Origin of the sequence: Kitasatospora sp. NPDC058048, from assembly GCF_042885555.1 — a bacterium.
Classification (GTDB): Bacteria; Actinomycetota; Actinomycetes; order Streptomycetales; family Streptomycetaceae; genus Kitasatospora; species Kitasatospora lactacystinica.
In genome coordinates this window covers 57360-83620 of record NZ_JBHVRT010000017.1, presented here as the reverse complement: position 1 = coordinate 83620, position 26261 = coordinate 57360, and the positions used below count along the sequence as shown (strand labels likewise).

Sequence of the window (26261 nt, the reverse complement as noted above, 5' to 3'; positions counted from 1 at the left end):
CAAGCGCGCGGGGTGGGGGGGGGGGGGCGCCCGGCCCGGGGCGGGCCCCCCCCACCCCGCTGGGGTAGCCGTGACCTACTCGATGGCCAGTCGCCCGACGCTGCCGCCGAACTGCCTCGGCGCAGCGACTCGGGTGTACTCCTCCAGCACCTCCCGAAGCTCCCTGGCCACCTGCGACGTCCCGATGGACTCCGTGGTCAGCAGCTTGCCGACGTGGACCACTCGTTCGACGAGGCCTGCAGCGCGCCGGTCCGGAGCAAGCGCCGCGATGGGCTCCAGGACGTCGGCGGCTTCCTCCACTTCTCCGTCGAGGATCAGCGCCGACGCGAGGTCCGCCCGCGCCTCGGCCTCGATCCGGGGAGTCCTCTGCCCGGCGGGCAGCCCCGCCTGCAGTTCCAGCACCAGCCGTGCGTGCCGCTGCGCACCGGCGCCATCGCGCAGGAGAAGGAGCGTCGTACCGTGCGAACGGGCGATCCGCTCGGGACGGTGGAGGAACTCCCCCGCAACCTCGTCGTGGAGATCGTCGCGCTCGACGGTGTCGACGTCGCGGAAGCGCTCGACGGCTTCCGCGGCTCGTCGCTGATCTCCAAGGTGGCCATAGGCCCTGGCTTCGATGGCGGCGATTCGAACGCGGCCGGCCGTACCGACACCGGGAAAGGAATGCGCCTGACGGATGAAGCGGATCGCTTCGCTCGGCCGGCCTTCCCAGTAGGAGAGCATGCCGAGTGTGCCGGCCGCGAAGGCGGCGAGCGGAGTGAAGCGGGTGATCTCGGCGTACATGCCTGCGGAGCGGGCCAGTCGACCGGCTTCGCCGAATGCCCCGAGGTCGAAGGCGGTCATGGCCAGCAGCGCCGTCGTCTGGCCGAGGGCGATCAGCAGGTGCTGCTTCTGCTCGGGGATGTGGGTGCGGTCCAGCAGGGCTTCGGTGTCCGTCCGAAGCTGCCGGGCCTCACGAAGCACGTCGAACGGCGGCCGATTGTTGTAGGTACGGGCGAGTCGGCGGACATCTTCCTGGACCTGCTCTATGGAGAGGTCGGAGAGGAAGGCGGACGCCACGGAAGCAGCGTGGTCGGATGCTTCGCGTGCGGTCATCGCGAGCTCCCTTTCGAGGTCTTGCCGGGATAGTGCGGTGGGGCCTCCCTCAGGCGGCGGCGCCAGGAGTTCGGCGATCGGCTTGTTGAACATGCGCTGAATCGTCTGGGAGAACACGCCGGTCGGCCGGCTGACCGTTCCGGCGACCCAACGCCTGTACGTCGCCTGCGACATATCCAGGTCGCGGAACCGGTGGTCCTTGAGGGTTCGCGCCAACTCGTTGCCAGCACCTCGAAGTTCACGATGGAAGTCGGAAAACTCCCACCCCGAACTCTCTATCAGGACCCCCAGTAGCGTCTTGCTCGACATGTCGCGCCTCCGCCCCGTGGTGTCGGTCACAGCCCAGCCGCCGCCGATTCGGGGAGAGCCTGAATCTAGCAATACCCGCTGATGAGCCATCGCGTTGCCGGTTCTGACGAGATGACACTCCGATGACATGTCACTGCCTCACCGCCCGATCAGATGACACCTCGGTGTCGTGGCGCTGCTCCAACCGGAGCGGGACAGTTGGTGGCCGATCGCCGAGTCACATTTCGTCACGCGACCCGGTCGTCTCATCTTCTTCAGCCCCTCGGCCGATCCGGTTGAGCCGGCCGTGCTTCTTGGCGCCCTCGGTCTACCGGGCGACGGGGAGTGCGGCGCCAACGGACCGGCATTCCTCGAAAGGACCCGGCAATGGATGCTCCGGTCGCCCTTGACCCGGGCCGATTCGTCCGGCACCCCGCGGGCCACGACAGCGACCTCCGGGTCGCCGTGGAGGAGTTTCGGCAGGGTCGATGGATAACTGCCCGCGCGCTGCTTGCCAGTTCATGGGGCGACTGGCCCGCGTGGACGGCCCGGACCCAGGTCCTGGCCGCCGTCGCTGCACGGAGTGACGTGCTCGACCACATGCGGCGCGAGGCTCCGGACAGCAGCGGGTTGTCGACGCTCCTCGCGCGGACGGCTGTCGCACGAGCCCTCCAGGCCGTCAGCAACCGGGCGGACCCACGAACAGTCGTGGGCCTGGAGCGGTCGGCACGGGAACTGTGCTGGGAGGCCGCCTCCACCCTCGCCGACGATCCGGTGCCGTGGATCTGCCTACTGGAACTGGCACGGTTGGATCCCTCCCTGTCCCGTCCGGAGCACCGGGCCGCAGCGCCCGACCAGATGCTCCCGCGCGGTCCATGGGGCCTTCTCGCACAGGTCCGACGCGCGGACCCGTGGAGCAGGGAGGCTTGGCACCAGATGCTCCGCTTCTGGCTCGCCCGCGGCACCCCCGGCACCGCGAACGATTTCTTGGCAGCCTTCCTCCCGAGCGCACCGACGGGCTCGCCCCTTCACGCTCTGCCGCTGTACGTGTACGTCGACCGCTATCAGCGGGCGGAGCGCAAGGGCACAGCCCAACTGCAGTGGACGAAGGACGAAGGAGTCCGTGCTGCGGTGCTGCGGGCGTACGAGCACTGGTCTGCGGCATCCGGCGGCCAGGGCCGGTGGCCCGTGGCGGACGAGAGCCACCTCGCGCACGCACTCTGGGCAAGCCGACTCCCTGTCCAGGCTGCGGAGGTGTTCACGGCGATGGCGCCGTTCGTCTCCTCCCACCCCTGGGTGAGCGTCGGCGACCGCCCGGACGACCTCTTCCGCCAGGCCCTGGCCCAGTCGTTCGCCGCCACCCGCTGAACTCTCCGCCCCAGCCCGTCCGACGGCCGGGCCGACCCCGCCGACCTTGCTCCGGAGGCCTCCACGTGCCACGTTCTGAACACAACCCCCTCTCCCCCGAGGACGACAACCACCTGCAACTTCTCGGGATCACGCCCGAACTGACCCGTCGGATGGGCCCCTTCGGGAACTTCGCGGTCTCCTTCTCGATCATCTCCGTCCTCAGCGGCTGCATGACCCTCTACGGATACGGTCTGGTCACAGGCGGGCCGGCGGTGATGATGTGGGGCTGGCTCGGGGTCGGGCTCGCCGTGCTGCTGGTCGGCATGTCACTGGCCGAGGTCACCTCCGCCTACCCCACCAGCGGCGGCCTCTACTTCATGGCCCTGAGACTGGGCGGCCCTCGATGGGCCTGGGGGACCGGCTGGTTGAACCTGCTCGGCCTGTTGGGAGCCATCGCCGGCATCGACTACGGCGCCGCCTCGTTCATCGCAGCATTCGCCGGACTCCAGTGGGGCACCGAACCGAATCCGGAGCTGGTCCTTTCGATCTTCGCCGTCATTCTGCTGCTCCACGCCCTGCTGAACGTCGTCGCCGTCCGTGTGGTGAGCCTGCTCAACAGCATCTCGGTGTGGTGGCACGTGCTGGGCGTGCTGGTGATCGTCGGCGTGCTCGCAGTCGTCCCCTCCCACCATCAGTCCCCCTCCTGGGTGTTCACGCACTTCGAGAACGGCACTGGCTGGTCGAACCCGGTCTATGTGAGCGCGACCGGGTTGCTCCTGGCCGGCTACACGTTCTGCGGGTACGACGCCAGCCTTCACATGTCGGAGGAGACGACGAACGCGCGGGTGGCCGCGCCTCAGGGCATGGTCCGCTCGATCGGGATCTCCCTGGTCGTCGGATTCGTGCTGCTGGCAGGCCTGCTGTTCGCCGTCCGGGACTACTCGGGGGCCGCCGCGGCTGGCGTTCCACCGGCACAGGTCTTCCTGGACGCGCTCGGGCCGAACGGCGCCAAGAGCTTGCTGCTCGTCGTGATCGGGGCCCAGCTCTTCTGCGGTTCGGCTGCGGTCACCGCCTGTTCGCGGATGATCTACGCGTTCTCGCGCGACAACGCGCTTCCGGGTGCCGGCACTTGGCGCCGGATCTCGTCCCGCAAGGTGCCGGTGCCGGCGGTGTGGCTGTCGGTCGTGGTGGCGTTCCTACTGGCACTGCCGTCGTTGTGGTCGACGACGGCCTACGGAGCGGTCACCGCCGTCAATGTGATCGGCATGACGCCCAGCTACATCATCCCCGTCTACCTGCGACTGCGGCAGCGAGACGGGTTCATCCCGGGACCGTGGCACCTGGGCCGGTGGAGCAGGCCGGTGGGTACCGCCGCGGTGGCGTGGGTGGTGGTGCTGATGGTGCTGGTGTGCCTACCGCAGCGCTACCCCGTGACGGTGGAGACGTTCAACTACGCTCCGTTGACTCTGCTGATCGTCCTCGGGCTGGCGGCCCTCTGGTGGCGGATGGCCGGCCAGCGGTTCTCCGCGCCGGTCGTCGAGGACCCGCACCTGGCCGAGATCGAGGAGCAGATCGTATGAGGGCGACGATACGGGCCGCCCGCATCCGCGCGGCCAAGCCCCCGGCCCCGTCGGCAATTTCGCCGGCCGGGCCGCTGGAGCAGCTGGTTGCCGACTTCGGTGTCGACACCGTGCTGCTGGCGATGGTCGACGTGCAGGGCCGGCTCAAGGGCAAGGAGTACTCCGCGAGGACGGTGGTGGAGCGGCTGCGGTCGGGTGCGCTGTCCCCGGAGATGTGTGGGTATGTGCTGGGAACCGACCTGGCTATGACTCCGCCGAGCAGCGGGCCGTTCACCTGGGCGAGCGGCTTCGGCGACATCGGTCTGCTGCCCGACACGAAGCGGGCCCGATTGCTGCCGTGGCTGCCGGGCACCGCGCTGGTGCTCGCCGAGCCGATCAGCGGCGGGTGGCCCCACCCACTGGGCCCGGGCACGGTGCTGAGCGAGCAGCTGCACCGGCTCGCCGGGCTTGGTGTGGTACCGGCGGTGGGGATCGAGACGGAGTTCGTGCTGTACGAGGGAACCACCCGGGATGCTGCGGCCGCAGGCTGGCGAGAGCTTCGCCCCGTCGTCTGGGACAACCGCGACTACGCCCTGGACCAGCCGTCGACGGTGCGGGAGTTCGGCCGCCGGCTCCGGGAGGTCCTCGCGGGCTCGGACATGCCGGTCGAGGCCGTCAAAGGCGAGGGCGGTGCCGGCCAGATCGAGGTCACCTTCCCGTACGGGGAGGCCCTGGCAGCGTGCGAGCAGCACGTGCTGTTCAAGCACGCCGCGAAGACGATCGCGGACGAAGCCGGTTTGATGGCGTCGTTCATGGCAGCCCCGTCCACCGGGGTCGGCAGCGGCCTACACCTGCATGTGTCGCTGGCCGACTTCGACGGCCGGACGGTGTTGGCCGCCGACCCGGCCGACGGGACCGAACTATCGGAACTGGGCGAGCAGGCGGTGGCCGGGCTGCTGACGGTGCTGCCCGAGGTCGCTCCGTTGTGGGCGCCGTACGTGAACAGCTACAAGCGCTTCGCCGACCACTCTTTCGCTCCGGCCCGGCTCGCCTGGGGCCGGGACAACCGCTCGTGCGCGGTGCGGGTGGTCGGGCACGGCCGCAGCCTGCGACTGGAGGTCCGCCTGCCGGGCGCGGACGCCACCCCGATGCTCGCCCTGGCGGCGGTGATCGCCGGTATCCGGCACGGCATCGAGGCCAGCCTCAAGCCCCCGCCCGCCACCAGCGGCGACGCTTACCAGCATCCTGACGCGCCGCTGGTGCCGCAGTCCCTGGCCGAGGCGCTCGACGCCTTCGAGACCAGCGAACTGGCCGGGGACCTCTTCGGCGAGCCGGTCGTCGCGCACCTGGCGCGCGTCGCTCAGATGGACCTGGACCATCACGCCGCCCGCGTCACCGACGCGGAGCTGGAGCGCGGTCTCGCCCAGGCATGAGCCCCGGGCCGCTCACGGCGCCACACCCCCGGACCCGCGACCGGCCCGGTCCACCCCACCCCTCACCCTGCTGGAGGACTCCATGGAAAGCATGGACGCCGTTTCCGTCCGACCCCGCGCGAAGGGTATGGCGAAGCCCGCCCCCGACCTGCTGGCCAAGGCGCACCTGGTCGACGTCACCGCGCCCGGCCAGGAGGGTCTGGCGTTGTGGCTGGCCGACCGCGGCCTGGACGTCACCGGCAGCATCGGCCCCGCCGACCAGGACAGCGCCGCCGCCGGCCGGCTGCGCGAGGCCGGCGTGGGCGTGGTGGTCGGCTTCGACGCGTGCAACGTCCAGGCGGGCCGGACCTGTGTGGTGTGGTCGGGGGTGGTGGCCGCTGCGCACCCCGAACTCGACCGGGCTCAGGAGCTGAAGCTGCCGGTGCTCGCCCGCGCGCACGCGCTCGCGGTGCTGACCGCCGGGTTCGGCGGTCAGCTCGTGGCCGTCGGCGGCAGCCACGACACCGCGACGGCGGCGGCGGTGCTCGCCGTCGCGCTGGACGACGGCCACACGGGCTGGATCCTCAACGCCCCCGCCCGCAAAGGCCTGCCGGGGCACAGCGGCGACCGGCGGCTGGTGGTGGACCTGTGCCCGGACACCACCACTCACGAGGCCTCTCCCCTCGGGTCCTGGAGCTACGGCCCCGGCGCCGCGACCTTGTACCGGCGGCCGCGACCAGCGGTCACGCTGATCACCAGCGCCACCCGGAACGCGCCGCATTTCGAGGACACCATCGAGGCGCTGAACGACGCCACCAGCCTCGCCCGTTCGTCGGGCACGGTGGTGCTGCCGCTGTGGGACAAGGGCGCCAAGATCGTGCACGAGAGACTCACGGACCGGCCCGAGCCCAACGTGGCGGTGGTGACCGTCGGGCTCGCCGAGGACTGCGACGTGTGGGTCCTCACGCCCCGGTGGCTCGGCGGTGACAACCTCCTCACCCTCCACTATCGGGGCACCCGGCAGCAGTTCACGGTTCCGGTCGTCGGCCGCCACCACGCCCTGGCGGCATGCGCCGCCATCGCCACCGCCCTCGTGGCCGGCGAGGACCCGCAGACGGTGGCGGACCGCCTCGCCGCCTTCCGCGGCGTCGAGCGCTCGCTGGCCGTGCTCGGCACACGGGACGGGATCACCGTCGTGGACTCCCGCGCCCGGCACCCGCGCGAGGTCGCCCAGGATGTCACGGCCGCCCGGATGCTCTCCGAGGGGGACGTGCTCGTCGTCCTGGAGCCGGACGGCGTCGCCCGCACCACCGCCCATGCCGTCGAACTCGGAGCCGCCCTCGGCGACGCCGATCATGTCCTGCTCCTGCCGGTCAGCACGCCGCTGGCCGGACACGACGGGCCCGACCCGCTGGACGCCGTCGAGCGGGCCGCTGTCAGGGCCCTCGGCCCGGGTACGGTCCACCGCGTCCGCTCCGGCCCCTGCGAACCGGGCCCCGAGCAGCGGGTCTTCGAGATGACCGCGGAGGGCGATGTCGTCCTGGTCGTCGGGACCGGCCCCCATGCCGAGCGGCTCGGCCCCCGCCTGCTGGACCGCCTCGCCCAGACCGATGCCCTGGGCGCCAGCCGCCCGTGAGCCGCCCAACATTCACCGGAGACACCACCATGACCGCCACAGCTCTTCCCGCCCACACCCTGACCGGGCAGCAGATGCACCTGCTCGGCCACATCGCCGCCGAGTCCAACCTCCGCACGATCGCGGCCGACCCCGAACTCACCCTGGAGCGCGCCGAGGTCGACGCCACCGTCACAGAGCTGCTGACGGCCACCGGCACCCGCACCGCGCCCCAGCTCGTCGCCTGGGGCACCGCGCACCGTCTGATCACCGACACCGCGCAGCCCTGCGTCGCCCTCTGCGCCGACATCCAACTGCCCCGGCGCCTCGACCTGGTCCTGGTGGGCTGGGTCGGGGGGCGCACCGCCCCGGAGCTCGCGGCCGACTTCGACGTCACCGCCGCCACCGTGCGCGGTTACGGCAAGGACCTGCGTGCCTGGCTGGGCGTGCGCACCCAGATCCAGGCGAGCATCGCCGCCGTCCTCGCCGGCCTGGTCCGCCTCAGCGACATCGACCCCACGTGGCCCGCCGAGCCTCTGTACCACGCCGCGCCACGCGGCCAGGCCGCGTGAACTCCCGCCCCACCGGCGGCCGGGCCGCGATCGGAGCCGTCTGCTTCCTCCTCGGGGTCCAGGTCGGCTTCGCTGTCCTCTACCTCGTTCAGCACCGCACCCGGCTCACCCAGCCGCTCTACCTGGCGGTCTTCGCCGTCGCCGCCTTCGGCACCCTGGCCGTCACCGACCGGCTGATCGCCGCTCGTTCCACGCCGAAGCGCCGGACCAGTTCCTCCCAGAAGGACCCGCCTCGGCCGACCGGTTGAGCACCCGTTCCACCGCACCACCCCATGGCGGCCGTTTCGGGCCAGGGCCGCACCCCGACAACCTTAGACAGTAGATGAGCACCAGCACCTTACGACCTGCCGACGGACTGGCGGCCCGCGATCTGGACCGCCACCTGATCAACCGCGCGGGCGTCATCGTCGATGCCAACGCCCTCATCCAGCTGCCCTCCGACCGCCTGTCCGGCGCCGAGCCGTTCCTCCTGGCCACAGGCGCCCCCGTGTCGGCCACCGTTCCCGCCCCGCTGCTGCGGCTGCTGATGCGCGCGGGCTCCATCGCCGTCCCCTGCGCCCTGGTCACCGAGCGGCTCGGCCGACACGTGAGCACCATGCTCGCCGCCAAACGCGTCACCAACGTGTGGTCCGCCTCCGTGTCCGCGGCAGAACACCGCGATCAGGGAACCAACCCCTACCGGGCGGCGGCCGGCGCCCTCGGGCTCCCGGTCGAGACCTGTCTGATCATCGCCACCGATCCGACGCTGCACGAGGCCCGGACCAGCAGCGCAGGCCGCCTCCTCACCAGCGGCTCCGGAACCCTCCGCTTGGCCGCCAAGAGCACCGACAAGCTCAGCCAGTTCGAGCGCGACGTCGCCGTGCAGCTCGCCCTCGGGCACACCTACGACGGTGTAGCCGAGCAGCTCGGCTGCTCCTCCAGCGGCGCTGCCAACCTCATGTCGCGGATGATGCGCCGCCGTGGTCTCACCGACCGCACCCGTACCATCGTCGACCTCATCAACTCCGGCCTCCTCGACACCGCCGAACTGCGCGCGGCACTGCCCGACACGCTCCCGAGAATCACTGCGCGGGAGCACGAGGTACTCACCCTGCTTGCCGCCCACGAGCTGTCCACCGTCGCGAGGTTGACCGGCATCGGCCAAGCCACGATCGGCAGCGTCATCACCCGAGCCGCCAACGCCATCGGGGCCAAGACTCGCACCCAGGCCGTCATCATGGTCCTCCTGCTCGGCAACAGCAGCCCGGCAGCCGTCTCCGGCAGTGCCCGATGAGGCTGGTCGAGTACCCGCAGCACTACACCCTTGACGGCAACCCGACGCTGTACCTGGACCGTTCGGGCGCCGGCCGTCCGGGCTGGCAGAGAGAGGCCATCGCCCTCCTGGAAGCGGCCGGCTTCACCGGCACCGTCCTCAACCCCCGACCCGCCGCCCACGCGGAAGCGCCGTCCGGCTGGCAGGAGCACAACCTGCGGCGCTTCGGCGCCGTCCTCCTGTGGTGCCCCACCGGCGGGCAGCAGGTGCGCGACGTCCGGCAGCGGCTCCTTCGCCTCTCGCGCACCGCGCTGGTCGTCGGCTGCGACCACACGGAGCGCGGGCAGCGTTTCGTCCACGCCGAACTGCTCCGCACGATGCCGCGGTTGGCTGTCGCCGCCGACCTCGCCGCCGCCGTACGGGCGGCTCTCGACCATCTCAGCGCCCCGGACGCGCCCCAGACCTGAAATCCCCTTCGACCCACCCCCGTCAGGAACACCATGCCCACCGCCGCACTGCCCCGCCGTTCCCGGCCCCTCATCGAGGACCACGGCCTGATCGGCAGCACCGCCACCGGCGCCCTCATCCGCAACGACGGCACCATCACCTGGGCGTGCCTGCCCCGGTTCGACTCCTCCGCCGTCTTCGCCACCCTGCTCGGCACCGAGGAGCACGGCTTCTGGCGCCTCGGCCCCACCACCGCCGGCGAGCCCGCGGCGGCCGACCGGCGCCGCTACCGCGACGACACCATGTCGCTGGAACACGAATGGGACACCCCCACCGGCAGCGTCAGGGTCACCGACCTCATGCCGCTGGGCACCAAGACGCCCCAGATCATCCGCAGCGTCGAGGGCCTGAGCGGCACCGTGACGATGACTTCGACGTTCCGGGCCCGCCCCGGCTACGGCGCCCACGCCCCCCTCTACACCCGCACTTCGCGAGGCGCCACCGCGCGCCTGGGCGCCACCGTCCACCCCGACTCCTACTGGCTCGACGGCCCCCACCACGCCATCACCAACGCCGGTGCAAGCTCCGACTTCACCATCACCGCCGGCGAGCGCATCGCCTTCACCCTCACCTGGTCCCCCTCCTCCCACCCGACCCCCGACCCGCACAGCCCCCGCTCGGCGCGCACCCGCACCGAGGTGTCCTGGCACGAATGGGCGTCCCGCTGCGCCTACCAAGGCCCCCACCGGGAAGCGGTCGTCCGCTCCGCCCTCGTCCTCAAGTCCCTATGCCACCCGGGCGGCGGGATCGTCGCCGCCCCCACCACCTCCCTGCCCGAGCAGATCGGCGGCGAACGCAACTGGGACTACCGGTACGTGTGGCTGCGCGACTCCGCCCTGACCGTCATCACCCTCGCCCGCCTCGGCCACACCGGGGAAGCCGAAGCCTGGCGCGACTGGCTGCTCGCCGTCCTGGACCCCGACGTCTCGAACTTCCAGATCCTGTACGGCATCCACGGTGAGAACAACCTGCCCGAAAACGAGTTGGACCACCTGCCCGGCTACGAGAACTCCCGGCCCGTGCGGGTTGGCAACGGCGCCGCCGGACAGCTCCAGCTCGATGTCCCCGGCGAAATCGCCGACGCCCTCCTCGCCGCCGAGGACGCCGGCCTTCTTCCCGCGCGCGACGCCGACGCGATGCTGCGCGCCCTCGCCCGCTGGACAGAGGACCGATGGGCCGAGCCGGACGAGGGCATCTGGGAGGTCCGCGGCCCGCGCCGGCACTTCGTCCACTCCAAGGTCATGGCCTGGGTCGCGATCGACCGCACCATCACCCTCCTGCGCCGCCGCGCCTCCACCACCGCCGACCAACTCGCCCACTGGCGTCGGCTGCGCGCGCTGATCCACGCGGACGTCTGCGAGAAGGGCTACGACCCGGAGCGCAACACCTTCACCCAGTACTACGGCGGCAAGGAGCTGGACGCCTCGCTGCTGCTGATCCCCCAGGTCGGCTTCCTGCCCCCGGACGACAAGCGCGTCATCGGCACCATCGAGGCGATCCAGCGCGAACTGTCCACCGAGGACGGCTTCGTCCTGCGCTACCCCACCCACGACGAGAGCGGCAACAACGTCGACGGCCTCTCCGGCCACGAGGGCGCCTTCCTCGCCTGCTCGTTCTGGCTCGCCGACGACCTCGCCATGATCGGCCGGGTGCAGGAGGCCCACGAACTGTTCGACCGGCTGCTGGCGCTGCGCAACGACCTGGGCCTGCTCGCCGAGGAATGGGACCCCCGGCTCAAGCGCCAGGTCGGCAACTACCCGCAAGGCTTCAGCCACCTCGCCCTGGTCAGCGCGGCCCTGCGGCTGACCGCCAGCGACGCCGCGCACCTGCCGGCCCAGCGTGCCCAGCCCGCCGGGGCGCTCCCCGAGCGGGAGCAGGGCACACTCACGGTCGTGGGTGTCCGGCAGGGGTGCGGCTGATGACCGTCCCCGTGCCGTCCGTGTCCAACCGCATCACCGGCACCCGGAGCGGTCCCGTCGTCCAGGCCGGCCGGGTCGGCGACGTCCACTTCCACCCCTCCGCGCCGCCGCGGCAGGTTCCCCGGCAACTCACCGCGGTCACCCGGGTGTTCACCGACCGCGAGCACGACGAGGCCGCCCTGGACGGGCTGCTCACCGGCCTGCCGGAGGGCACCGCCCCGGTGATCGTGATCACCGGGGCCTGCGGGATCGGCAAGCGCGCCCTCGCCACCCGCTGGAGCCACCGGCACGCCGAGCGGTACCCGGACGGACAACTCCTCGTCCGGCTGCGCGCCGACAGCGTCGGCGGCCCGGCCCCGGCCGCCGAGATCGCCCGCTCACTGCTGCTCGGCCTCGGCGAAGGTCAAGGAGGGCACCTTCCCTGGCAGGCAGCCGACTTGCAGGCGTTGTGGCGCTCCACCGCGGCGACCCGGCGGCTGCTCGTGATGCTGGAGGACGCCGCCGACGCCGACCAGGTCCTGCCGCTGGTCCCCGCCAACGCCGACTGCCTGGTCGTCGTCACCAGCCGCTCGCCGATGCCCGCGCTCGCCGCCCACGGCGCGCACCACCACCATCTGGCCCCGCTCACGCCCGTCCACGCCGTCCGGCTGCTCGCTCGGATCCTCGGCGAGGACCGGGTGCGCGCGGAGCCCGCCGCCACCGAAGCCCTCGCCCGTGCCTGCGACGGCAACCCGTTGGCCCTGAGCCTGGCCGCCGGCGAGGCCGTCCTCGTCCCCGCGCGCCCGCTCGTCCACCACCCCGCCCTCATCGCACCCGACTTGGAGAGCATCCCGATGACCACCGCCCTCGCCCTCACCTCACTGCCCGAGCCCGAGGCACGCCTGCTGCGACTCGCCACCCTGATCCCCGCGCCCGACCTCGACCACTTGGCCGTGGCCGCCGCCACGGCCACCCCCGCCGCCCAAACCCTGAACCTGCTGCACGAACTCTCGGCCCGCCACCTGCTGGAGCACACCGGCCGCCAGAGCGCGCGCGGCGACGTCTACCGCATCCGCCCCGAGGTCCGGGAACTGCTCCGCAACCCGGCCGACGCCCGCCGGCGCGTCGTGCAGTGCTACCTCGACCACCTGATCGCCACCGCCCAGGACACCGTCCAGCGCCTCACCCCGCACCACCGCATCCTGCCGCGCCAGCACCGCCACCACCCCGCCGAGCCGGTCCCCATCACCGACGACCGCACCGCGCAGGACTGGCTGGAGACGATCGCCCCCGCGGTCCTGCCCGCCCTCGCCGCCGCCCACGAACTCGGCGAGCACCAGGCGGCCACGGTCCTGGTCCACGACCTGTGGCCGCTCTTCCACCGCCTGCGGCGCACCGACCTGAGCGTCACCTGCCACAAGCTGGGGCTGAACTTCGCCCGGCTCTGGGGCCACCGCCTGGCCATCTACGAGATGACCACCACCCTCGCCATCTCGCACAAGCGCGCCGGAACACACCAGGACGCACTCCGGCTCTACGAGGAGGGCCGCGCCCTCGCCACCGAGGACCAGGACCCCAGCCGCATCGCCCAGTGCACGGCCGGCATCGGCGCCACCCTCTACGAGACCGAGCAGTACCCCGCCGCAGAACCCGAACTCGCCCGCGCGATCGAGCTCTACACCGACCTCATAGACCGGCGCGGCGCCGGCCTCGCCGAGATCCTCCTCGGCTCCGCCGCCGCCCGCCAGAGCAACACCGACCTCGCCCTCCCGCTGCTCCAGCAGGCCCTCACCGACCTCGAATCGCTCACCCCGCCCGACCCTCTGAACGTCGCCCGGGCGAAGGTCTTCCTGGGCGAGGCACAGTCCCTCGCCGGCCAGCACGACCTCGCGACCACCACCATCACTGAAGCACTGCGGGCGTTCGCGGACCTCGGCCACCGCCACTGGACGGCCCACGCCACCGAGTACCTCGGGCAGGCCGCCGAACGCACCGGACAGACCGAATCCGCCGCCGACTGGTACAGCTCCAGCCAGGACCAGTACCGGAACCTGGGCGCCACCCGCGACGTGAAACGCCTGCACGACCGGCTCCTCGCACTTCTGAACCGGTGACCTGTGCCCACCCACCGCGCCGAGCAAGTACCGGCCTCCGCACACTTCCCAGGATGACGAATGATCCTCCGCCCCATGGCAGCAGCCGCGCTCCTCGCCTACTTCGCAACGATCGGCTCCTCGGCACCCGCTCGGGCCGCCGAACCGGACATCCCGACCGCCACCGGCGTGGTCGGCCACGGACCCGACGGCGAGCTGCTCGTCGCCAGCTGCGCCACCCTGCGCCGACCACCTGAAGCCCGAAGGAGCACCATCTCCCAGTCCCCGCCCGGCCAGCGCCGAGACGAAGCCGACCCCGCGGCCGAAACGGACCAGCCCACGGAGGCAGCGGCCCACGAAGAGGAGTCCGCCGTCGATGGCGGAGCTGGGCCTGGACCCCGCGCCGTCCGCTCCGCATACGCGGAGGTCCGACGATCGCCATCGCGCTGACAGTCTCGTCCACGATCAGGCCATCCGCCTATTGGAGTTCGGGCAGACAGCGGTGCAGCCCTGTCCTCGCGGAGGAGGCCACGGACCTTGGGCGGGCGCCCGGTCACCGCTAAGCGACCGGGCGCCGATGAACATCAACCGCAGGTCACGACGCGCGGTTGCCCGGCCGGCGGCGCTGCCTGGTCCGGCGCCGCTCGATACCGTGCCGGCCGCTCACCGGCGGCCGCGGCTTCGGCGCGCGGTCGAGCCGGGCCTTCGCCCGCTTCAGTTCGCCCAGCCGCCGGGACGACCGCCGGGACCGGCGCTGACGCCGCACCGCCGTCCCCGATGGCTCGCTGGGCGGGAGCTGCGCGGCCCCTCGGAACCGGCCCTTGACGATCTGCAACAACCACTCCGATACCGCGGTCACGAGGAACACGATCACCTTGACGGTGACCTCCTCCGACCACGGCAGCTCCATGAACTGCATGATTTCCTCCAGTAGACGACAAGCTGGAGGGGTGGAATCACGCGGCCAGGCTGACGTCCAACTCGCAGACGCCCACCCCGAAGCGGCTGGCCGCGCCGGTGCGCCCGGGTGCCCTGGGGATCAGCGGTCTCCGGAGGCGGGTGATTCCGCAGGCAATGGCCAGCGGCTCCGGCAAGCCCTCGGCATCCAGCCGCAGCGTCGTCGGCGCGACCTCCCGGAGAGGAATCCGACGGGCTTCCAGCGCGGCTGCGAGTTCGTAGCCGGATTGCAGAACGGCCAAAGCGCTGGAGTATGCCTTGGCCTCCACCACCCACGGCACTGCGGCGTCCGAATAGGTAGTGGCGGGATGGATGCCATGAAGCGCGTAATCGTGCAGCGCGCCGAGGAAGGTCAGCGGGACACGGCGCCACCTACCGGGCTCCAGCAGCGTGCTGACGCTGGAGCTCCGATGCTGCCCATCGACCACCACGAGGTCGACTACTCGATGCACTGCGTTGCTGAGCATCATCAGGCTCGCGGGCGCGCCGCTGTCCTTCACAACCGAGGGGGGATATGCGGTGGGAGCCCCGCGGAGCCCGGCCAGGATGTCCTCGGAGAGCTCGTACCAGACCGTCTCTCCGATGGCCCGAGGGGCCATCACAGCCCGTTCGTCGATCGGCACTACGGTCACTCTGCCGGGCGCGCCTGCGTACGAGCGGGCGGTGATGCGCTCCAGCTCGATCAGCCTCATGGCTGACACGATAGCTGAAACGGCAAACGGTCTTGGCCGGACCGCGGCGCACCTCACTCTGGCGCCGACCGCAGGCATCTAACCAGTCTCTCGTAGTCGGCCGCCCGCGCACCTGGCCCTCCTTTGCCGGCACTGAACCCGAAGGAGTCCCTATCTGAGGCTGCAACCCGGACCGATCCCTGAGGTACTACCCCTAAGGGCGTAGACACGCTCGCCAGCGGGCATGGCACGGTCGTAGTGCAACGTCATCAGCCGTGAGAAGGTACCAAGCATGAGTGCCCTAAAGTTCATCCTCAATGTCATCTGGTTGGTTTTCTGCGGCATTTGGATGGCTCTTGCCTACGTGCTTGCCGGAATTATCTGCTGCCTGCTCGTAATTACCATCCCATTTGGCATTGCCTCGTTTCGGATTGCCGGCTTCATCCTGTGGCCGTTCGGGCGCACGGCGGTGGAACGGCCGGACGCCGGGCCGGCGTCGTGCGTGGGGAACGTCATCTGGCTGGTCTTCGCCGGGTGGTGGCTGGCGATCGGGCACCTGATCACCAGCATCCCGCTGTTCCTGTCGATCATCGGCATCCCCTTCGGCTGGGCCAACCTGAAGATGATCCCGATCTCGCTGATGCCGCTCGGCCGCGAGATCGTGCCGACCGACCAGGAGTGGGGCGCGCGGTAACCGCCACGAGCACCGATGGCCGACGAGGACGGAGATCCTCGTCGGCCATCACTGTTTGCGCCGGTCAGGCCCGTGGCAGTGCCAGCCGGAAGCGGAGCGGCGAAAGTGCGCCATGCTGAGCGTCTGAACACGATCCCGTTCGGCATCGCGTCCTTCCGGATCGCCGGGTTCATCCTGTGGCCGTTCGGGCGCACGGCGGTGGAACGGCCGGACGCCGGGCCGGCGTCGTGCGTGGGGAACGTCATCTGGCTGGTCTTCGCCGGGTGGTGGCTGGCGATCGGGCACCTGATCACCAGCATCCCGCTGTTCCTGTCGATCATCGGCATCCCCTTCGGCTGGGCCAACCTGAAGATGATCCCGGTCTCGCTGATGCCGCTCGGCCGCGAGATCGTGCCGACCGACCAGGAGTGGGGCGCGCGGTAACCGCCACGAGCACCGATGGCCGACGAGGACGGAGATCCTCGTCGGCCATCACTGTTTGCGCCGGTCGGGCCCGCGGCAGAGCCGGGCGGACGCGGAGGGGTGAACCTGCTCGGCGAAGTACTTCCAGGGCGAACGAGCCCGCGGTCTGGTCCCGTTGACTGGATGTCTGTACAGTCAACCGCCATGGCGGCCGAAGCCCTGGAGCCCGCGTGTCACCTCGCTCACCTCATGTCAACGCCCGGTTGCGGGAAGCGTCCCGCGAGCGGATCGTCACCGCCGCCATCGACGTCCTGGCCAGGAAGGGCTTCCACCAGGCCACCGTCTCCGACATCACCGAGCAGGCAGGTGTCTCGCGCGGGCTGATCAGCTACTACTTCCCGACCAAGCACGCACTCGCGGACGAGCTGCTGGACCGCTACCTGGAGGGCGTCCACCAGGTCCTGGACGTCGAGGGCACTCCGGACGAGCGGTTGTCCGCCATCATCGACCGCGCACTGCTGGCGGCCCACCGCACGCGCCACGTCCAGCAGATGGCCCTGGGCCTCATGATCGATCCGGGGACGCATCCGCTGTACGCGGCGGCGGAGGCCAGGAAGGACCGGCTGCTCGCCGAACTGGAGGAACGGCTCCGCGAGTTGTTCCACGCCCGCGGCGCCGAGGACCCCCACCTGGAGGGGATCATGCTCCGCAGCCTGCTGGAAGGCGTGACGGTCAAACTCGTCATCTACGCCGACCAGTACCCACTGGAGCCGATCCGCCGCCGGATCCTTGCGATGTACCAACTCCCGTGCCCGACAAGCGACCTGATCGAGAGTCACCCCCGGCCGGCCGGGCCGATGCGCGCCACCGGCGCGCCGCCCGAGCCGACCGGCCCGTCACAGTGAACCCACACGGCCGGGTCACCCACCGCGCCGGCACGTTCTGGAGACGCGTATGACGTCCGCTGATTTCGCCGTCGCGGCAGCGACGGCGGCCGACCGGCTGTCCGGGACCGGACCGCCGGCCGTCGCCCGGCCACCCGCCGTCACCGGCCCGTTCCCGATGGAGACGGTCGGGCGGGCGGGCGAGCTCGCCGAGGTACTGGCCGTGCTCGAACGGCCGGACGTCGACGGCGTGCTGCTGTCCGGGGCGCCGGGGATCGGCAAGAGCCGGCTCGCCGAGGAGGTCGCGCTCGCCCACCGGACCCGCACCGGCGGAACGATCGGCCGGATCGCGCCGGCGCCCGGGGACGGCTGGGCGGACGGCCTGCGCCGCTGGATCACCCGCACCCGCGAATCCGACGACGCCCCGTCCGTGCTGGTGCTGGACGGCGCGCGACGCGACCCCGACCGGCAGGTCCTGGCCCGGCTGGCCCGGGCGCTGGCCGGGACGGGCGTCAAGGCCCTGGTCACCGCGCGCCGGCCGGTGGCGCAGGACGGCTTCGCACACCGGAGCGTTCCCCCGCTCCCGGTGCCGCTGGACTGCTGCGCCATCGACGTCGAGGCGTTGGCCGCGGTGCCCTCCGTGGAGCTCTTCGTGTCCTGCCTGCGCGCCTTCAACCCCGCTTTCCAGGTCGGGCGGCACAACCAACTGGCCGTCGCCCGCGCCTGCGTGGAACTCCACGGCAACCCCGGGGCGATCGGCCTGGCCGCACGGATCGCGGCCCTGGAGGGGCCGGAGGTCCTCTGGGCCGCGCTCGACGGCCAGTCCCGGACCGGAGCGCCTCCGGACCGGCCCCGGCCCGCCATCGACGGCCTCGCGCGACTACTGGACGCGTACGGCCCGGACGACACCGAACCCGAGGCGCTGCGCGGCCTGAGCCACGCCGGACGCCGACTGCTCGCCTGCGCCCGCGTGTTCAGCGGCGGCGCGGGCCCCGAGTCGCTCCGGCAGATCTCCGGGGTCGGCCTCGACGAGTACCCGGCCGCCCTGGAGTCACTGCTCGGCCGGCACCTGCTCCGCCTCTCCGCGCTTCCCTCGGGCCGTCTCGACGGCTACACCCGTACCCGGCTGCACCTCACCTTCGGCCGCTGGTCGTACCGGCCGGACAAGCAGACGGGCGAGTCGGCGAACGGGCTGGAGGACGTCCGACTCGCCCACGCCCGGCACCACGCCCGGCTGGCCGGATCCACCGTCCGCCTCATGACGGGCGGCCCGCAGGCCGGCGGGATCATCGCGTTCCGCAGCGAGGAGGGGAACATCCGCCGGGCGCTCGACACACTGGTCGTCGCCGGGCTCGCGGAAGAGGCGCTCGACCTCGCCGAGCTGTCCCGGGTGTACCACTACGCGATCGGCACCCCGTTCGACTGGCCCGCCGGACTGGCCTCGCTGGGCGGCCCCGACGCCGACCGGGACAGCCGGCGGCGGGTGGCCCTGCTGCTGGCCGAGGCCGCCGTCCGCAACGACGAGCCGGAAACTGCGCTGGCCGTCCTCGACGGGGTTCGGCCCGGCGACGCGGGCCACGAGGCCCCGGCGGACGGGGGGTTCACCGTCAGGATCAGGCACCTGCGCGGGATCGCCATCACCCCGAGCCGCCCGGACGAGGGGCTCGCGCTGCTGCACCAGGCCATCGAACCGGGCGCCGACGGCGGCCACCTGGCCCGTCGCCGGCTGCTCGACACCGCGCTGGCCGAGTTCCTCCACCGCTCCGCGGGCACCGCGGCCGCGCTCGCCACCCGCGCGCTCGCCGAGGCCATCCAGGCCCGGGACAACCTGGTCGCCGGCCTCGCACTGCTGCACCTGAGCGCGTTCGCGGCAGCGGCGGGACGAGCGGCCGACTCGACCAACTACCTCGACCGCGCACTGGCCACGCTGCGCCCCCTCGGAGCCCCGGCCGCGCTCGGCGCGCTCCTCGCCCTGATGGGCAGCCCCCTACTGCCGGGCCCCGCCGCGCGCGCCGCCGCGGTCGCCCGGGCGCTGGGCTGCTTCCACACCGTCCGGCGCCACCTGCTCGACGACCCGACGGAACCCGACTTCACCGTCGGCCGGGTCGAGCGGCGGCTGCTGCTCGGCGACCGCGAGTCGCTCGCCGCCATGGCGGCCGGTTCTGCGGTCGAACTCCCGGACCTGATCCGTGACTTCGCGCTCGGATGCGTCGCCGCGCGGACGCCCGGCGACCCGTCGGAACCCGTTCCGGACCGGCCCGCCGCGCCTCCCCGGGCCACGGCGGCCGAGCCGTCCACCGACGCGGTGCTGACGCCCCGTCAGAGCGAGGTCGCCCGGCTGATCGCCGAGGGCCTGAGCAACAAGCAGATCGCCCGGCAACTGACCATCTCCGAATGGACCGTGGTGAACCACATCCGCGAGACCATGCGCAAGCTCGGCTGCTCCTCCCGAGTGGCGATCGCCGGCTGGGTCCACCGCACCGCGTCGACCCCCCGGGAGCGCTGAGCGCCGAACGCCGCCCGCCGGCACGGCCCGAGGACCGTGCCGGCGCCACGACACTGAGCCGAAGGCTCAGTTGCAACCCCTCACGATGACGGTGACCAACAGCGAGATCGGGATCGTGATCGTGGGCGTGAACCCCTCCGTCCCGTCGGGGATCGACACCAGGTCGTTCCGCGCCGCGTTCGGCGTGGTGTAGGCGGAGTAGCCGCCCATCAGGTCACTGCTGTCCATGATGACTCCATTCGTTCGCACATTCGCTGCCGGTTGCAGCACCACTGGGACCCCGCCCCTTCGGGCTCGGTCAGGTCGGCGGGCGGTACGGGGCGCGGAGCCCCACCCCGCCACGGGATCGCGGCAGCACGGGGTCCGTGCCGTGCGGGCCCGAGCCGGACACTCGGAGCGCCCCTCCTACAGGAGGGACATGGTGGCCGGGCTCACGATGATCGAGATCACCGAGATGAAGGTGACGACGGGCGTGAACCCCTCCGTCCCGTCGGGGATCGACACCAGGTCGTTCCGGGCCGCGCCCGGCGAGGTGTAGGCGGAGTAACCACCCATCAGGTCGCTGCTGTCCATGCTGACTCCGTTCGATCACACGTCCGCTGCCGGTTGCAGCACCATCAGCACACCAGCCGCCGCCCGCACCCGCCCAGAGGCAGACAACTGCGCCACCGGGGAGGCGGATCCGGCCCTCCCGCCAGTTCCCTGCCGACACGTCCGACGGTCCGGTCGGAAACTCACCGTTGCGCGCGCCGTCCGGCAGGGACGTGCGGCGCACGACCCCGTCCGGCAGGGCTCTGCCACCCCGCCGCGGGCCGTGCCTGGCAGGACCGTGCGGCTGCCCGCCGGGGGGCGGCGCCGCCTACGGTGGCTCCCATGGCAGCGACGATCACCGCGATCCGGGACACGGCCGGAACGCCGACGGGGCCGGTCCCCGACACGGACCCCACCGGCGTCTTCGCACCGGTTCCACTCGACCACGTCCCCGATGTCGTCCAGGCTCTCGAACGCCTGGGCGTGGCACCGTTCGCGGACCGGACGCCCATCAGCCGGCCCGGACGGAACGACAACTGGGCGGGCCCGACCACCGACGGCCGGGAGGTGTTCGTGAAGCGGCTCGCGCAGCCGCTCGCCGCCGAACGCTTCGACCGGGCCCGCGCGTTCGAACAGGTGCTGGCCGCCGGTCGCCCTCCGGAGCACTGGCACTCGCCGGCCTTCCTCGGCGCCGACCCCGGGGCCCTGCTGCTGGTGCACGAGCGCCTGGTCGACGCGGTGCCGGGCAACCTGCTCGCCGATCAGGGCCGGTTCGACGCCGCGCTGTCGCACCGGGCCGGCCTGGCACTCGCGGAACTGCACCGCATGCCGGTCCACCCCGCCGACCTGCCCGAACCCGCCACCGAAGGGCGGCAAGGGTCCACCGCCCGGCTGGTCGAGCTGACCGCCGAGGACTACGCCGCCGCCAGCGGGGGCGAGTTGGAGGTGTGGTCGATGCTGCAGCACGACAAGCGGGTCCGGGCCGCCCTGCGGGAACTGGCCGGGTCGAGCGCGGCCGCGCCCGCGGTGCCGATCCACGGCGACCTGCGGCTCGACCAGTTCCTGCTGTCCGGCGACGACCTGTACCTGACGGACTGGGAGGAGTTCCGGATCGCCGACCCGGCCCGGGATGTCGGCGCGTACGTCGGGCAATGGCTCCACCGGGCGGCCGTCGGAATGTTCGCGGGCCTCGGACCGGACACCCCGGTCCCGCCCGCCGAGGTCCACGAGGCGCTGATGCGCAGCGGCGCCGAGCGGCTCGACGCGGTGCGTCCGCAGATCGCCGCGTTCTGGTCCGGATATCGCCGGGTTCGCTCCGAACCCGCCGCCGACGAAAGGCAGTTCACCGCTCGGGTGACCCGGTACGCGGGCTGGCACCTGTTCGAGCGCACGATCGCCACGGCGACCCTGACCCACCGCCTCACCGCCGTCCTCCGCGGGGCCGCCGGGGTGGGCCGCAACGCGCTGCTCGACCCGCTCCGGTCCGCCGAGGTGCTCGGCCTCGTCCAGGACTGACCGCGGGCCCCCGCCCACTCGTACGGATCGACAACGGGATCAGGAGACGATCGTGTCCCATCAGCATTCCCCGGCCCCGCTCTCCCCGGCCCTGCGCGCGGCGCTCGGCGGCCTGCGGATCACCGACGGCACGCCGCGGGTCGAGGTCGACGACGACCTGGTGGTCGCCGCGGACACCTGGGGCGAACTGCGCTCGGCGCTGGCCGGCCTGCTGTACGAACGCTGGCACGCCGGCATCGTGCACCAGGAGGGCCCGGCCCGGATGCCGCGGCGCAGCGAGACCTTCGAGCGCGAGCTGATCGCGGCCACCGGCCACACCCGGACCGTCGCGCCGGGTGTGCTCCGCTCGCCGGTCGAGGCCGCCGACGGCGGGCCGGACGCTCCGGTGCGGGTCGAGTTGGGCCGGGTGCTGGTCGGCGTGCGGCCCGGCGCGGTGCGCTCGGACGGGCCGCCGGCCGTCGGCCGGCCCTGCCTGGTCGAGCTTCCGGCGGTGCGTCCGGCGCTGTCGCCCGGCTTCCTGCTGGTCGACGGGCCCGACGGTTCGCTGGTCCGGGCCGGCGAGTTGCTGCGGCTGTACGTGCACCTGGCGGAACCCGGTGCCGCCCCGCCGGTGTGGCGGGCCCTGCTGGAGCGGCTGGCGGGCCTGGGTGTGCGGTACCGGGCGAAGGTGCTGTCCCGTCCGTGGTCGTATCCGCGACGGGACGCCGCGGTGGTGTACCTCGACGCCGCGGACGCGGCCGTCGCGCCGATGCTCGCGGACACCGTGGCGGGCCTTCCGGGAGTCGCCGGGGGCGCGTCGGTCTTCGCCTCCCCGCTGTGCCCCGGTGTCGCGCTCGCCTGGGAGCCGCGCGACGAGCGGGACGGCTGGGGCGGGCGCAGCTTCGGCCAGCACCGGGCGGCGGCGGTCGCCGACGGGGTCGTGCGCCGGGCGACCGATCCGGCGGGCCCCTCGCTGGAGGAGCAGGTCGCCCGGGCGCTGCGCGAGGCGTCGGCGTCCCCCGCCGAGCCGGCCCGCAACCTCGGCTCGCCCGCCCTGCCGGCCCCGGCCGCGCCAGACGCGGAAGTGCCGGATGCGGACGTGCCGGATGCGGAAGCGCCGGACGCGGACGTGCTGGTCTGAAGTGGCGGGGATGACGAGTTCGCGCAAGGTCTCGGTGCTGTACCCCCTCCAGGTCCAGGACCCGCGGGACGTCCTGCCGCTGGCCGAGCTGGTCCGGGAGGGGGTCGCCGCGCGGCTCTGGCTGGGCCAGTCCCTGGCGTTGGAGTCGCACCATGTGCTGGCGTACCTGGCGGGTGCGGGCTGCCGGATCCCGGTCGGCCTGTCCGTGGCGCTGACGGCGCTCCGGCATCCGTACGACGCGGCAGTGCAGGCCCGCACGCTCGGCGCGCTGACGGGCCATCCGCCGGTGGTGGGTTACGGGGCGGGCGAGCCCGGCTTCGTGGCCGCGCTGCACGGCGCGCCCTACGCCCGTCCGGCGGCGGCGGTGGCGGAGTACCTGGACGTCCTGCGCCGGCTGCTGCACGAGGGGCGGTTGGACCACCACGCGGGGCCGCTGTTCCCGATGCGCGGGGCAGTGCTGCCCGGGATGTCGGCGCCGGCCGGAACCACGCCGCCGGAGGTCGGCGCGGGTGTGCTGCGCCCCGGCATGGCCCGGGCGGCGGGTTCGGTGGCCGACACGGCGATCACCTGGCTGACGCCGCCCGCCTATGTGCGGGACGTCCTGGCCCCGGCGCTGGAGAAGGGCGCCCGCGACGCGGGGCGGGAGCGGCCGCGGATCGTCACCGTCGTCCATGCCGTGCTGGACCGGCCGGGGCGCCATGCGATGGTGCTCGCCCAGCGCGGGACCAGATTTCACCTGTGTGCGCCCCACTACGTGGACATGCTGCGCCGGGCGGGTCTGGACCTCGACGTGTCCGACCCGGTGTCGTCCGCCCGGGAGTTGGTCGAGGAGGGTGTCTTCCTGTTCGGCGGTCTCCGAGAGATCCGGGCGGGCATCGAGCGCCACTTCGAGGCCGGCATCGACGAAGTGGTGATCAACCCGGTCGCCGTCGCGGAGTCCTACGGCGTCCCGGCGGCGGTCGCCGACCTGCGGGAGATCCTGGAGGCCTGCAGCCCGGACCGGTTCCCGAGGAACACCCCCTGAGGGCCCGCGGCGGGAGGGGAGGCGCGGGCCCGTACGGGACGGCGGTCACCCCGTGAGCCGTCCCTCCAGGGCGCGCAGGTCCGCGGTGAGCGCGGTGCGCACCTGGTGGGACAGCAGCGGGCCGGTCAGGCGGAAGCCGCCGCGGACGCGGATGCGGGCGAAGGTGCCGGCCTGGGTGGGCTCGAAGGTGTAGGTGACGCGCATGGGCATCGGTCCGGCGACGGAGACCATGTCGAGGAGCGTCGGCGGGTCGTGGCGTGCCACGCGCAGCACGTACGGGAAGGTCCGGCCCAGGAAGCGGGCGGTCCGGGTGATCTCGGCGCCCGCGCCGAAGCCGCCGGTGCCGGCCTCCCGGGTGAGGGTGGCGTCGCGGATGCCCTGGGTCCACTCGGGGTCGTGGCGCCAGTCCATCGCGTAGGCGGCGACCGTGGCGGGCGGGAGGGGGATCAGGCGTTCCACTGTGACGTCGAGGGGCATGATCACACTCTCCCGCCGGGCGGGCCACCGCGCTCCCCGGACGCGCCCGGGCGGAGGGGCGCCCGGGCCCGGGCCGGGGGTCTACAGCCCCAGGATCCGCTGGGCCTCCGCCCGCATCTCGACCTTGCGGATCTTCCCGGTGACCGTCATCGGGAACTCCTCGACCACGTGCACGTAGCGCGGGATCTTGAAGTGGGCGAGCCGGCCGGCGCAGTAGGCGCGGACGGTCTCGGCGGTGAGTGGCTCGGCGCCCTCCCGCATCCGGATCCAGGCCATCAGCTCCTCGCCGTACCTGGTGTCGGGGACGCCGATGACCTGGACGTCGAGGATGTCCGGGTGGGCGTGGAGGAACTCCTCGATCTCGCGCGGGTAGAGGTTCTCGCCGCCGCGGATCACCATGTCCTTGATCCGGCCGGTGATGGCGAGGTAGCCGTCCTCGTCCATCACCGCGAGGTCCCCGGTGTGCATCCAGCGGGCGGCGTCGACGGCCTCGGCGGTGCGCTCGGGCTCGCCCCAGTAGCCGAGCATGACGGAGTAGCCGCGGGTGCACAGCTCGCCGGGCTCGCCGCGCGGGACGGTGCGGCCGGTGGCCGGGTCGACCACCTTGGCCTCCAGGTGCGGGCCGACCCGGCCCACCGTGGCGACCCTGCGCTCGACCGGGTCGTCGACCCGGGTCTGGGTGGAGACCGGCGAGGTCTCGGTCATGCCGTAGCAGATGGACACCTGCGTCATGCCCATCCGCCCGATGACCTCCTTCATCACCTCGCTCGGGCAGGGCGAGCCGGCCATGATGCCGGTGCGCAGGCTGCCGAGGTCGTAGCGGTCGAAGTCCGGGTCGGCCAGCTCGGCGATGAACATGGTCGGTACCCCGTACAGCGAGGTGCAGCGTTCGGCGGCGACGGCGGCCAGGGTGGCGCCGGGCTCGAAGGAGGGGGCGGGGATGACCGTGCAGGCGCCGTGCGAGGTGGCGGCCAGGTTTCCCATCACCATGCCGAAGCAGTGGTAGAAGGGCACCGGGATGCAGATCCGGTCCTGCTCGGTGTAGTTGAGCAGCTCGCCGACGAAGTAGCCGTTGTTGAGGATGTTGTGGTGCGAGAGCGTCGCGCCCTTGGGGAAGCCCGTCGTCCCGGAGGTGTACTGGATGTTGATCGGGTCGTCGGGGGCCAACTCGCGCTGACGCTCGGCGAGTCGGGAGGGGTCGGCCCGCCTGCCGGCGGCGGTCACGGCTTCCCAGGCGGGGCTGCCGATCAGCAGGACGCGCTCCAGCTCCGGGCAGCGGTGGCGGACTTCCTCGATCATCCCGGCGTAGTCGGAGGTCTTGAAGCGCTCGGCGGCGACCAGCAGCCGGATGCCGGCCTGGTTGAGCACGTACTCCAGTTCGTGCGAGCGGTAGGCCGGGTTGACCGTGACGAGGATCGCCCCGAGCTTGGCGGTGGCGTACTGGGTGAGCGTCCACTCGGCGCAGTTGGGGGCCCAGATGCCGACCCGGTCCCCCTTGGCGATCCCGAGCTCCAGCAGTCCGAGTGCCAGGGCGTCGACGTCGGCGGCGAGTTCGGCGTACGTCCAGCGGCGGGCGGTGGCCCGGTCGACCAGGGCGTCGCGCTCGGGGAAGGCGCGCACCGCGCGGTCGAGGTTCCCCCCGATGGTGTCGCCGAGCAGCGGGACGTCCGAGGTGCCGCAGGCGTAGCTGCGCGGGGTCGGCGTGGTCGGCACGAGCTGGCTCCTGGGGACGGCGGTGCGGGACGGGGACCATGGTCGCGGGCCCCGGCCCCGCGCCGCCACCCCCGAACGGGGGTGCGCACGCGGCGCTGGGGCCGGCCGTCGCGGTCGACGGACGGCCCC

24 protein-coding genes are annotated in these 26261 nt (G+C 72.4%); 17 read left to right on the top strand and 7 right to left on the bottom strand.

Annotation, left to right across the window (positions count from 1 at the left end):
• Positions 1 to 75 precede the first annotated feature (75 nt).
• Positions 76 to 1401: a DNA-binding protein gene (locus ACFVVA_RS19540; protein ID WP_387691063.1), complete on the bottom strand. Its 1326-nt coding sequence runs from the start codon at positions 1399 to 1401 to the stop codon at positions 76 to 78.
• 915 nt (positions 1402 to 2316) lie between these two features.
• Here ACFVVA_RS19540 and ACFVVA_RS19535 point away from each other — a divergent pair.
• From ACFVVA_RS19535 to ACFVVA_RS19490, 10 genes are all read left to right on the top strand, one after another.
• Positions 2317 to 2748 (top strand): hypothetical protein, encoded by a 432-nt coding sequence (locus ACFVVA_RS19535; protein ID WP_387691061.1) that lies wholly within the window; start codon positions 2317 to 2319, stop codon positions 2746 to 2748.
• A gap of 65 nt (positions 2749 to 2813) precedes the next feature.
• Complete coding sequence (locus tag ACFVVA_RS19530) at positions 2814 to 4310, top strand: amino acid permease (protein ID WP_387691059.1); 1497 nt, start codon at positions 2814 to 2816, stop codon at positions 4308 to 4310.
• The gene (locus ACFVVA_RS19525) at positions 4307 to 5722 is read left to right on the top strand and encodes a glutamine synthetase family protein (RefSeq protein ID WP_387691057.1); all 1416 of its coding nucleotides are present in this window, start codon (positions 4307 to 4309) and stop codon (positions 5720 to 5722) included. The genes ACFVVA_RS19530 and ACFVVA_RS19525 overlap by 4 nt, the downstream gene beginning before the upstream one ends.
• A 127-nt stretch (positions 5723 to 5849) precedes the next feature.
• Entirely contained in the window at positions 5850 to 7337 is a 1488-nt protein-coding gene (locus ACFVVA_RS19520; RefSeq protein ID WP_387691056.1) for a Mur ligase domain-containing protein, read from the top strand.
• A 29-nt stretch (positions 7338 to 7366) separates the two neighbouring features.
• The gene (locus ACFVVA_RS19515) at positions 7367 to 7888 is read left to right on the top strand and encodes a hypothetical protein (RefSeq protein WP_387691055.1); all 522 of its coding nucleotides are present in this window, start codon (positions 7367 to 7369) and stop codon (positions 7886 to 7888) included.
• Positions 7885 to 8136 (top strand): hypothetical protein, encoded by a 252-nt coding sequence (locus ACFVVA_RS19510; RefSeq protein WP_387691053.1) that lies wholly within the window; start codon positions 7885 to 7887, stop codon positions 8134 to 8136. Before ACFVVA_RS19515 ends, ACFVVA_RS19510 begins: the two co-directional genes overlap by 4 nt.
• A 74-nt stretch (positions 8137 to 8210) precedes the next feature.
• On the top strand, positions 8211 to 9161 hold the full coding sequence (locus ACFVVA_RS19505) for a hypothetical protein (protein ID WP_387691051.1): 951 nt from the start codon (positions 8211 to 8213) through the stop codon (positions 9159 to 9161).
• Positions 9158 to 9607: a hypothetical protein gene (locus tag ACFVVA_RS19500; RefSeq protein WP_387691050.1), complete on the top strand. Its 450-nt coding sequence runs from the start codon at positions 9158 to 9160 to the stop codon at positions 9605 to 9607. The genes ACFVVA_RS19505 and ACFVVA_RS19500 overlap by 4 nt, the downstream gene beginning before the upstream one ends.
• Positions 9608 to 9640: 33 nt before the next feature.
• Positions 9641 to 11566, top strand: a complete 1926-nt coding sequence (locus ACFVVA_RS19495) for a glycoside hydrolase family 15 protein (RefSeq protein WP_387691048.1) — start codon at positions 9641 to 9643, stop codon at positions 11564 to 11566.
• Positions 11566 to 13659 (top strand): NB-ARC domain-containing protein, encoded by a 2094-nt coding sequence (locus tag ACFVVA_RS19490; RefSeq protein WP_387691046.1) that lies wholly within the window; start codon positions 11566 to 11568, stop codon positions 13657 to 13659. Before ACFVVA_RS19495 ends, ACFVVA_RS19490 begins: the two co-directional genes overlap by 1 nt.
• A 574-nt stretch (positions 13660 to 14233) precedes the next feature.
• Here ACFVVA_RS19490 and ACFVVA_RS19485 read toward each other — a convergent pair.
• Both ACFVVA_RS19485 and ACFVVA_RS19480 read right to left on the bottom strand, forming a co-directional pair.
• Complete coding sequence (locus ACFVVA_RS19485; protein ID WP_387691044.1) at positions 14234 to 14557, bottom strand: hypothetical protein; 324 nt, start codon at positions 14555 to 14557, stop codon at positions 14234 to 14236.
• Positions 14558 to 14594: 37 nt separating this feature from the next.
• On the bottom strand, positions 14595 to 15287 hold the full coding sequence (locus ACFVVA_RS19480; protein WP_387691042.1) for a hypothetical protein: 693 nt from the start codon (positions 15285 to 15287) through the stop codon (positions 14595 to 14597).
• A 271-nt stretch (positions 15288 to 15558) separates the two neighbouring features.
• Here ACFVVA_RS19480 and ACFVVA_RS19475 point away from each other — a divergent pair, with 271 nt between their 5' ends.
• The 4 genes from ACFVVA_RS19475 to ACFVVA_RS19460 all read left to right on the top strand — a co-directional run bounded on the left by ACFVVA_RS19475 (position 15559) and on the right by ACFVVA_RS19460 (position 19752).
• Complete coding sequence (locus tag ACFVVA_RS19475) at positions 15559 to 15960, top strand: YccF domain-containing protein (protein ID WP_387691040.1); 402 nt, start codon at positions 15559 to 15561, stop codon at positions 15958 to 15960.
• 15 nt (positions 15961 to 15975) lie between these two features.
• Entirely contained in the window at positions 15976 to 16383 is a 408-nt protein-coding gene (locus ACFVVA_RS19470; protein ID WP_387691038.1) for a YccF domain-containing protein, read from the top strand.
• A gap of 242 nt (positions 16384 to 16625) precedes the next feature.
• Positions 16626 to 17267 (top strand): TetR/AcrR family transcriptional regulator, encoded by a 642-nt coding sequence (locus ACFVVA_RS19465; RefSeq protein WP_387691036.1) that lies wholly within the window; start codon positions 16626 to 16628, stop codon positions 17265 to 17267.
• A 49-nt stretch (positions 17268 to 17316) separates the two neighbouring features.
• On the top strand, positions 17317 to 19752 hold the full coding sequence (locus tag ACFVVA_RS19460; RefSeq protein ID WP_387691034.1) for a LuxR C-terminal-related transcriptional regulator: 2436 nt from the start codon (positions 17317 to 17319) through the stop codon (positions 19750 to 19752).
• 66 nt (positions 19753 to 19818) lie between these two features.
• Here the strand turns inward: ACFVVA_RS19460 and ACFVVA_RS19455 are convergent, their stop codons facing one another.
• The gene (locus ACFVVA_RS19455) at positions 19819 to 19980 is read right to left on the bottom strand and encodes a hypothetical protein (protein WP_387691032.1); all 162 of its coding nucleotides are present in this window, start codon (positions 19978 to 19980) and stop codon (positions 19819 to 19821) included.
• Positions 19981 to 20157: 177 nt separating this feature from the next.
• The gene (locus ACFVVA_RS19450) at positions 20158 to 20325 is read right to left on the bottom strand and encodes a hypothetical protein (RefSeq protein ID WP_387691030.1); all 168 of its coding nucleotides are present in this window, start codon (positions 20323 to 20325) and stop codon (positions 20158 to 20160) included.
• 300 nt (positions 20326 to 20625) lie between these two features.
• On the opposite strand from ACFVVA_RS19450, the gene lxmK reads away from it, so the two are divergent.
• The 3 genes from lxmK to ACFVVA_RS19435 are packed head-to-tail and all read left to right on the top strand — an operon-like array spanning position 20626 to position 23942.
• A complete protein-coding gene (lxmK, locus tag ACFVVA_RS19445; RefSeq protein WP_387691028.1) occupies positions 20626 to 21798 on the top strand; it encodes a class V lanthionine synthetase subunit LxmK in 1173 nt (390 codons plus the stop codon).
• Positions 21799 to 21850: 52 nt separating this feature from the next.
• Complete coding sequence (locus tag ACFVVA_RS19440) at positions 21851 to 22918, top strand: T3SS effector HopA1 family protein (RefSeq protein WP_387691026.1); 1068 nt, start codon at positions 21851 to 21853, stop codon at positions 22916 to 22918.
• 10 nt (positions 22919 to 22928) lie between these two features.
• On the top strand, positions 22929 to 23942 hold the full coding sequence (locus ACFVVA_RS19435) for an LLM class flavin-dependent oxidoreductase (protein WP_387691024.1): 1014 nt from the start codon (positions 22929 to 22931) through the stop codon (positions 23940 to 23942).
• Between the two features lie 45 nt (positions 23943 to 23987).
• On the opposite strand, the gene ACFVVA_RS19430 is transcribed toward ACFVVA_RS19435, so the two are convergent.
• The gene (locus tag ACFVVA_RS19430) at positions 23988 to 24419 is read right to left on the bottom strand and encodes an SRPBCC family protein (RefSeq protein WP_387691022.1); all 432 of its coding nucleotides are present in this window, start codon (positions 24417 to 24419) and stop codon (positions 23988 to 23990) included.
• Between the two features lie 81 nt (positions 24420 to 24500).
• Positions 24501 to 26132, bottom strand: coding sequence for an AMP-binding protein (locus ACFVVA_RS19425; protein WP_387691020.1), 1632 nt, complete (start codon positions 26130 to 26132; stop codon positions 24501 to 24503).
• Positions 26133 to 26261: the final 129 nt, after the last annotated feature.

Coding starts and splice junctions, on each gene's coding strand:
- ACFVVA_RS19490 (WP_387691046.1), top strand. CDS start 11,566: ATGACCGTCCCCGTGCCGTCCGTGTCCAACCGCATCACCGGCACCCGG.
- ACFVVA_RS19505 (WP_387691051.1), top strand. CDS start 8,211: ATGAGCACCAGCACCTTACGACCTGCCGACGGACTGGCGGCCCGCGAT.
- ACFVVA_RS19450 (WP_387691030.1), bottom strand. CDS start 20,325: ATGGACAGCAGCGACCTGATGGGTGGTTACTCCGCCTACACCTCGCCG.
- lxmK (WP_387691028.1), top strand. CDS start 20,626: ATGGCAGCGACGATCACCGCGATCCGGGACACGGCCGGAACGCCGACG.
- ACFVVA_RS19500 (WP_387691050.1), top strand. CDS start 9,158: ATGAGGCTGGTCGAGTACCCGCAGCACTACACCCTTGACGGCAACCCG.
- ACFVVA_RS19495 (WP_387691048.1), top strand. CDS start 9,641: ATGCCCACCGCCGCACTGCCCCGCCGTTCCCGGCCCCTCATCGAGGAC.
- ACFVVA_RS19520 (WP_387691056.1), top strand. CDS start 5,850: ATGGCGAAGCCCGCCCCCGACCTGCTGGCCAAGGCGCACCTGGTCGAC.
- ACFVVA_RS19540 (WP_387691063.1), bottom strand. CDS start 1,401: ATGTCGAGCAAGACGCTACTGGGGGTCCTGATAGAGAGTTCGGGGTGG.
- ACFVVA_RS19435 (WP_387691024.1), top strand. CDS start 22,929: ATGACGAGTTCGCGCAAGGTCTCGGTGCTGTACCCCCTCCAGGTCCAG.
- ACFVVA_RS19480 (WP_387691042.1), bottom strand. CDS start 15,287: ATGAGGCTGATCGAGCTGGAGCGCATCACCGCCCGCTCGTACGCAGGC.
- ACFVVA_RS19470 (WP_387691038.1), top strand. CDS start 15,976: ATGGCCGACGAGGACGGAGATCCTCGTCGGCCATCACTGTTTGCGCCG.
- ACFVVA_RS19460 (WP_387691034.1), top strand. CDS start 17,317: ATGACGTCCGCTGATTTCGCCGTCGCGGCAGCGACGGCGGCCGACCGG.
- ACFVVA_RS19430 (WP_387691022.1), bottom strand. CDS start 24,419: ATGCCCCTCGACGTCACAGTGGAACGCCTGATCCCCCTCCCGCCCGCC.
- ACFVVA_RS19525 (WP_387691057.1), top strand. CDS start 4,307: ATGAGGGCGACGATACGGGCCGCCCGCATCCGCGCGGCCAAGCCCCCG.
- ACFVVA_RS19515 (WP_387691055.1), top strand. CDS start 7,367: ATGACCGCCACAGCTCTTCCCGCCCACACCCTGACCGGGCAGCAGATG.
- ACFVVA_RS19455 (WP_387691032.1), bottom strand. CDS start 19,980: ATGGACAGCAGTGACCTGATGGGCGGCTACTCCGCCTACACCACGCCG.
- ACFVVA_RS19485 (WP_387691044.1), bottom strand. CDS start 14,557: ATGCAGTTCATGGAGCTGCCGTGGTCGGAGGAGGTCACCGTCAAGGTG.
- ACFVVA_RS19535 (WP_387691061.1), top strand. CDS start 2,317: ATGCTCCGCTTCTGGCTCGCCCGCGGCACCCCCGGCACCGCGAACGAT.
- ACFVVA_RS19475 (WP_387691040.1), top strand. CDS start 15,559: ATGAGTGCCCTAAAGTTCATCCTCAATGTCATCTGGTTGGTTTTCTGC.